This is a genomic window from Siphonobacter sp. (assembly GCF_048595215.1).
Taxonomy (GTDB): domain Bacteria; phylum Bacteroidota; class Bacteroidia; order Cytophagales; family Spirosomataceae; genus Siphonobacter.
This window is the reverse complement of the sequence record NZ_JBMDWJ010000126.1, coordinates 1-5115: the sequence shown is the minus strand read 5'-3', so window position 1 is coordinate 5115 and position 5115 is coordinate 1. Positions and strand designations below refer to the sequence as shown.

7 protein-coding genes are annotated in these 5115 nt (G+C 48.2%); 3 read left to right on the top strand and 4 right to left on the bottom strand.

Going from position 1 to position 5115, the window contains the following annotated elements; all coding sequences use genetic code 11:
• The 3 genes from ACOJTG_RS07565 to ACOJTG_RS07555 all read left to right on the top strand — a co-directional run.
• Positions 1-1076: efflux RND transporter permease subunit (locus ACOJTG_RS07565; protein ID WP_420153250.1), on the top strand; the 1076-nt coding region annotated here is incomplete at its 5' end.
• A 200-nt stretch (positions 1077-1276) separates the two neighbouring features.
• Positions 1277-2353: a M4 family metallopeptidase gene (locus tag ACOJTG_RS07560; RefSeq protein WP_420153249.1), complete on the top strand. Its 1077-nt coding sequence runs from the start codon at positions 1277-1279 to the stop codon at positions 2351-2353.
• Between the two features lie 10 nt (positions 2354-2363).
• A complete protein-coding gene (locus ACOJTG_RS07555; RefSeq protein ID WP_420153248.1) occupies positions 2364-2663 on the top strand; it encodes a protealysin inhibitor emfourin in 300 nt (99 codons plus the stop codon).
• Positions 2664-2745: 82 nt separating this feature from the next.
• On the opposite strand, the gene ACOJTG_RS07550 is transcribed toward ACOJTG_RS07555, so the two are convergent.
• The 4 genes from ACOJTG_RS07550 to ACOJTG_RS07535 form a co-directional block, all read right to left on the bottom strand.
• On the bottom strand, positions 2746-3030 hold the full coding sequence (locus ACOJTG_RS07550) for a chaperone modulator CbpM (protein ID WP_094809564.1): 285 nt from the start codon (positions 3028-3030) through the stop codon (positions 2746-2748).
• A 1-nt stretch (position 3031) separates the two neighbouring features.
• Positions 3032-3949, bottom strand: coding sequence for a DnaJ C-terminal domain-containing protein (locus tag ACOJTG_RS07545; protein WP_420153247.1), 918 nt, complete (start codon positions 3947-3949; stop codon positions 3032-3034).
• Between the two features lie 220 nt (positions 3950-4169).
• Positions 4170-4862 (bottom strand): LytR/AlgR family response regulator transcription factor, encoded by a 693-nt coding sequence (locus tag ACOJTG_RS07540; protein WP_420153246.1) that lies wholly within the window; start codon positions 4860-4862, stop codon positions 4170-4172.
• A partial coding sequence (locus ACOJTG_RS07535; RefSeq protein ID WP_420153245.1) for a hypothetical protein occupies positions 4855-5115 on the bottom strand: 261 nt, incomplete at its 5' end. The genes ACOJTG_RS07535 and ACOJTG_RS07540, both read right to left, overlap by 8 nt.

The following is a 5115-nucleotide window of genomic DNA, read 5'->3' as shown; positions in this document are numbered from 1 at the left end:
TCAAGGTATTCGGCGATGATTTATTCCAGCTCGAAAAAACCGCCGATCAGATTGCCGATGCCATCAAGGATGTGCCCGGCGTACAGGATCTGAACGTATTCCGGAACATTGGTTCGCCCGAACTCCGGATTAAACTGGACGAAAAACGCATGGGTCGCTACGGTGTCAGCATGGACGATGCCCAATCGGTCATCGAAATGGCGATTGGTGGAAAAGAGGCCTCGCATTTTTACGAAAACGAGCGTTTGTTTGACATTAGGGTTCGGTACGCGGAACCTTTCCGGCAGTCGGAAAAAGAGATCGCCAACATTCTGGTACCCGCCAGCGGAACGTCGAAAGTACCCTTGTACGAAATCGCGGATATTTCCTTTCATACCGGTCCGGCCTTTATTTACCGGGAAGGAAGCAGCCGGTACATTGGTATTGGTTTCTCTGTGCGGGGCCGCGATTTGGGCAGTACCATCGCCGATGCCCAGCAACGGGTCAAAGAGCAGGTACAGTTACCGGATTCGTACCGAATGTCCTGGGCGGGTGAGTTTGAAAGTCAGCAGCGGGCCACGAGCCGACTGGCCGTTATCGTACCAATTTCCCTGTTGATGATTTTCTTCCTGCTGTACATCAATTTTGGTAACCTGAAAGACACACTGATTTCGCTGGTGACCATTCCCTTTGCATTCGTCGGCGGATTCCTCTCGCTGTTCATTACCAATACGATTTTCGGTATTTCGGCCGGGATTGGTTTCATCATCCTGTTTGGCGTCGGTACCATTGATGGGATCATTCTGATCGGGGTTATGAAGGATTTACTGCGGAAAGGATATCCGCTGAAGAAAGCCATCAAGGAAGGAGTTTTCTCCCGGATTCGGCCCGTCTTCATGATTGCCGTGATGGGCTCGGCGGGTTTATTGCCCGCGGCCATGTCCACGGGCATGGGCTCCGAAATCCAGAAACCCCTGGCGATTATGATCGTGGGTGGACTGGTGATCTGTATGATCCTGTCGCTAATTGTCCTGCCGCAGGTCTTTTACCTCGCGTATCGGCCCGGCTTACGCAAACGCGGCTTGCCCGATGAGTAAAAAATAGTCTTTGTATAGACGTAATTATTCTCCGGTCAGCGGGGTACTTCAACAATCCAACGGAAGTATCTCGCTGACTTTTTTGTGGCTCGCTTTTTCCGGATCAACGCTTCGTCCGGTCCGGTTTTTTAGGTATCTTGAAACATCTCTTTGATGAATGATTTCCTGTGTTTCAACCAAAAAACCAGAACCTCGCTCATATGTGTACCTGCTCGCATCGTCACTCCATTCATTGCATTGTACCGCCGTATATGACGGATCAACTGGTGCAATCGTCCAACCCAGAAGTACGGGCCAGAGCCCTGGCTACGGTGAAAATTTCTTCGGCTTTACGGGCAGAACGACAGTTTTCGCAGGCTTTCCCCCGTTTGCGGACTTACAGTTTTGCGGCCGAGCAGGGTAAGGATCGCGTGATTTACGATGCCCGTCAGACGGATCGACTGAAAAACGTCATCGTACGGCGGGAAGGGCAGGAGGCCGGAAATGATGTAGCCGTCAACGAAGCCTACGATTACTCAGGCGATACCTACGATTTTTACGAAAGCATTTTTCAGCGAAATTCCCTCGATGACCGGGGTATGACGCTGATCTCCGCCGTGCACGTAGCCGAACCGGATTATCGGGGCGGCTTTGTACCGATGAACAATGCCTTCTGGAACGGGGAGCTAATGGCTTATGGTGATGGCGACGGCATCATCTTCAACCGCTTTACGCAATCGCTCGATGTAGTCGGCCATGAATTGACGCACGGGGTGCAGTCGTTCACCAGTAACCTGACCTATTACGGACAGCCGGGTGCCCTGAACGAGCACTTTTCGGATGTATTCGGCATTTTGATCCGGCAGTGGAAGAAACAGGAGGAGGCAAAAACGGCGAACTGGACTATCGGTTCGGAAGTACTGGTGCCCGCCGCCACGCGTCAGGGCATCCGCGATATGCTCAATCCCGGTAAAGCCTACGTGGATGACCCGGACTTGGGTACCGATCCGCAGCCCGGTCACATGAACGATCTGTACACCGGACCGTACGATAACAATGGGGTACATATCAACTCCGGCATTCCAAACCGGGTTTTTGCTTTGGTAGCCACCGAACTAGGCGGAAATGCCTGGGACGTGGCGGGTCGCATCTGGTACGATACCATGCTGCAACTGACGTCCTCGGGTCAGTTCAAAGACTGTGCGAAATTGACCGTACAAATTGCGGGCAGTCAGTTCGGCGAAGCGGAAAAGAAGGTGGTCAGCAACGCCTGGAAAACGGTTGGACTGAATATATAAAGACCCGGTTATGAAAGTACAGTTGCAACAATCGGGCGGTTTTATGGGGGCTTTGAAGGAATGCAGTCTGGACACGGATCAGCTGGAAGCCGACGAAGTTCAGGCCATTCAGGAATCCGTAACGAATACGAACTGGACGGAGGCTGAACCCAATCCGTCCGCCATTCGGGATGGCTACCAGTACCACGTGCGGGTGGAAGATCAGCAGCAAACCTATACTGCGGCGTATACTGATCAGACCTTGCCGGAATCATTGAAACCGCTGGTAGGGGTATTGAAGAAATACCTTAAGCCTAAGCCGTTACGGTAGAAATCCTGAAAGGCAATGACTCGCCTGTTCACAGAAAAGGGTTGCTCAAACGAGCAACCCTTTTCTAATGGCGTATGACCAGCTATCGAGGGAACTGACTTCTAAGTAAGGCTATTTCGTGTTGCAATTGCTCCACTTGTTGGACCAACTGCGTAATCACGTCAATACCTTCCAAGTTGATATTCAGGTCGTAATGGAGTCGGATAAATCGTTCCAGAGCCGGTAAGCGGTCTTCGTGAATATACTTCGATTCCTGAATACGGGTGATCTCGATGAGTCCGTAATCCTGTAGAGAATCGACGAACGAAATTTCGATGTTATAATGCGTACAGCAATCGCTGATGGCAATCCATTCACTTCTTTCCATCTTATGATTGAGCTAATTCCTGAAACAATTCCTTTTGCCGATCCGTCAGATTCGTGGGGATTTTAATCGCCCAGGTCAGGATCAAATCACCAAATTCTCCGTCTTTTTTGTAGACCGGGAAACCTTTGCCGCGTAGCCGTACCTTCGTACCGTTCTGCGTTTCGGGTTTGATGGGCACTTTTACTTTTCCCGTCAGCGTATCAATCGTAACGTCACCGCCCAGCACCGCCGTGTATAAGTCCAGGTCCAGCGTGGCGTAGAGGTCATTTCCCTGACGTTTAAAGATCGGATCCTCGGCAATTTTAAAGGTAATGTACAAATCACCATCCGGACCGCCATTCTGGCCGGGGGCACCGTACCCTTTCAGCTTGATGACCTGTTCGTTGGCCACGCCCGCCGGAATCGTGATTCGAATATTTTTACCGTTGACCGTCAGTGTTTGTTTGTGCGTTTCGTAAGCATCGCGTAGGTTCAGTTGTAACTCAGCGTTGTAATCCTGGCCCCGGTATTGCTGCGTTCGACGGCCGCCGCTGCGTTCGCCACCGAACATGGATTGGAAAAATTCCGAGAAATTATCACCCGTAAAGCCGCTGAAATCACCGCCGTCACCACTAAACCAGCTACCGGCATCGCCCCCGTACGAGCCACCGCCCTGAGCCCGGCGGGCCTGTTCGTAGGCTTCGTACTGGTCCGCCTGTTGCCAGTTCTCGCCGTACTGATCGTACTTTTTACGTTTTTCCGGATCGCTGAGTACTTCGTTGGCTTCGTTAATCTGCTGAAACTTAAGCGTAGCTTCGGCATTGTTGGGGTTCACATCCGGGTGGTATTTGCGGGCCAACTTCCGATACGCTTTTTTTATATCTTCATCGGACGCTGATTTAGTCAGGCCCAGGATTTGGTAATAATCAATGAAGGCCATGGAGGTTTTCTTTCTATGGTTATAAACAGTAGCACCATTCGTTTCAGAATAGTACTACTAATCCAGAGAAAAATACATGCCATTCGGCTAAAATGTCAGAAAAACACTAAAGAGCCGAGGGATATACTGTCAATTTGTGTATACGTAAGACAGAGCCACTAGTTAGGATTAGCTCTGCCTATTTTTATGAATAGTGCGTGGTAATCAGTAGCCTGCTAGCCTACAGGGTTGTTTTCGAGTAATGGGCCATAAACGCATCAAATTCCTGTCTATAATTTCGCCCTACTGGAATAGAATAAGGACCTAATATGATTTCAGAAGTACTATAACCCGTAACGTAGATTGGATTAAAAAGGAAGGATCGGTGAATTCTTACAAAACCCATTTTTGAAAGCAATTCTGAAAAGTCTGTAAGGGTAGCTTTAGTGAGGTAAGTAGCATCATTCAAATAGATTTTTAAATCATTACCCTGGCTCTCGATAAAAATGATGTCGTCTGTTTTAATCTTCCGGTTTAGTCCATCGGACCTGATCATAATTGTATGGTCAATATTCTTAGGAGTATGAGTTCTTACTACTCTGTCAACAGCTCTGAAAAATCGTTCAAAAGTTATAGGCTTCAATATGTAATCTACCGCTTCAAGTTCAAAACCTTCAATCGCAAACTCTCTAAAGGCAGTAGTAAATATAACTTTCGGTTTTATAGACAGCGATCTCATCAGTTCGATACCGCTAAGATGGGGCATCTGAATATCCAGAAATAGAAGATCTACCGGCTGCTGTTGCAGAAGTTTATGAGCCTCCATCGCACTCCTTGCCGTACCAACTAGTTGAAGTGAATCTATTTTTTTTAGATGGCTTTCCAATAATTCAATAGCCAGGGGCTCGTCATCGACAATAATACATTTAATCATGTTGGGCAGGAGTAATGATTTCTACGCTAAACCAATCTTCATCTGAATGGATACGAAGTTCGAACTTAGTATCATAATACAATTTCAGCTGCTCTTCAACATTGATGAGTCCGATTCCTGCTTTACTAGTTCCTTCTTTTCTAAAACTACTGTTTTTGATGCTGAAAACTGATTGTGTTTCATTGGTTTTCAATTCAAGAACGATAGTAAGGCCTCCGTCCATACGACCTCCATGTTTGAAGGCATTTTCAAC

Bases quoted from the DNA above. Each gene is read 5' to 3' on its own strand.
- ACOJTG_RS07555 (WP_420153248.1), top strand. From the start codon at position 2,364: ATGAAAGTACAGTTGCAACAATCGGGCGGTTTTATGGGGGCTTTGAAG.
- ACOJTG_RS07545 (WP_420153247.1), bottom strand. From the start codon at position 3,949: ATGGCCTTCATTGATTATTACCAAATCCTGGGCCTGACTAAATCAGCG.
- ACOJTG_RS07540 (WP_420153246.1), bottom strand. From the start codon at position 4,862: ATGATTAAATGTATTATTGTCGATGACGAGCCCCTGGCTATTGAATTA.
- ACOJTG_RS07560 (WP_420153249.1), top strand. From the start codon at position 1,277: ATGTGTACCTGCTCGCATCGTCACTCCATTCATTGCATTGTACCGCCG.
- ACOJTG_RS07550 (WP_094809564.1), bottom strand. From the start codon at position 3,030: ATGGAAAGAAGTGAATGGATTGCCATCAGCGATTGCTGTACGCATTAT.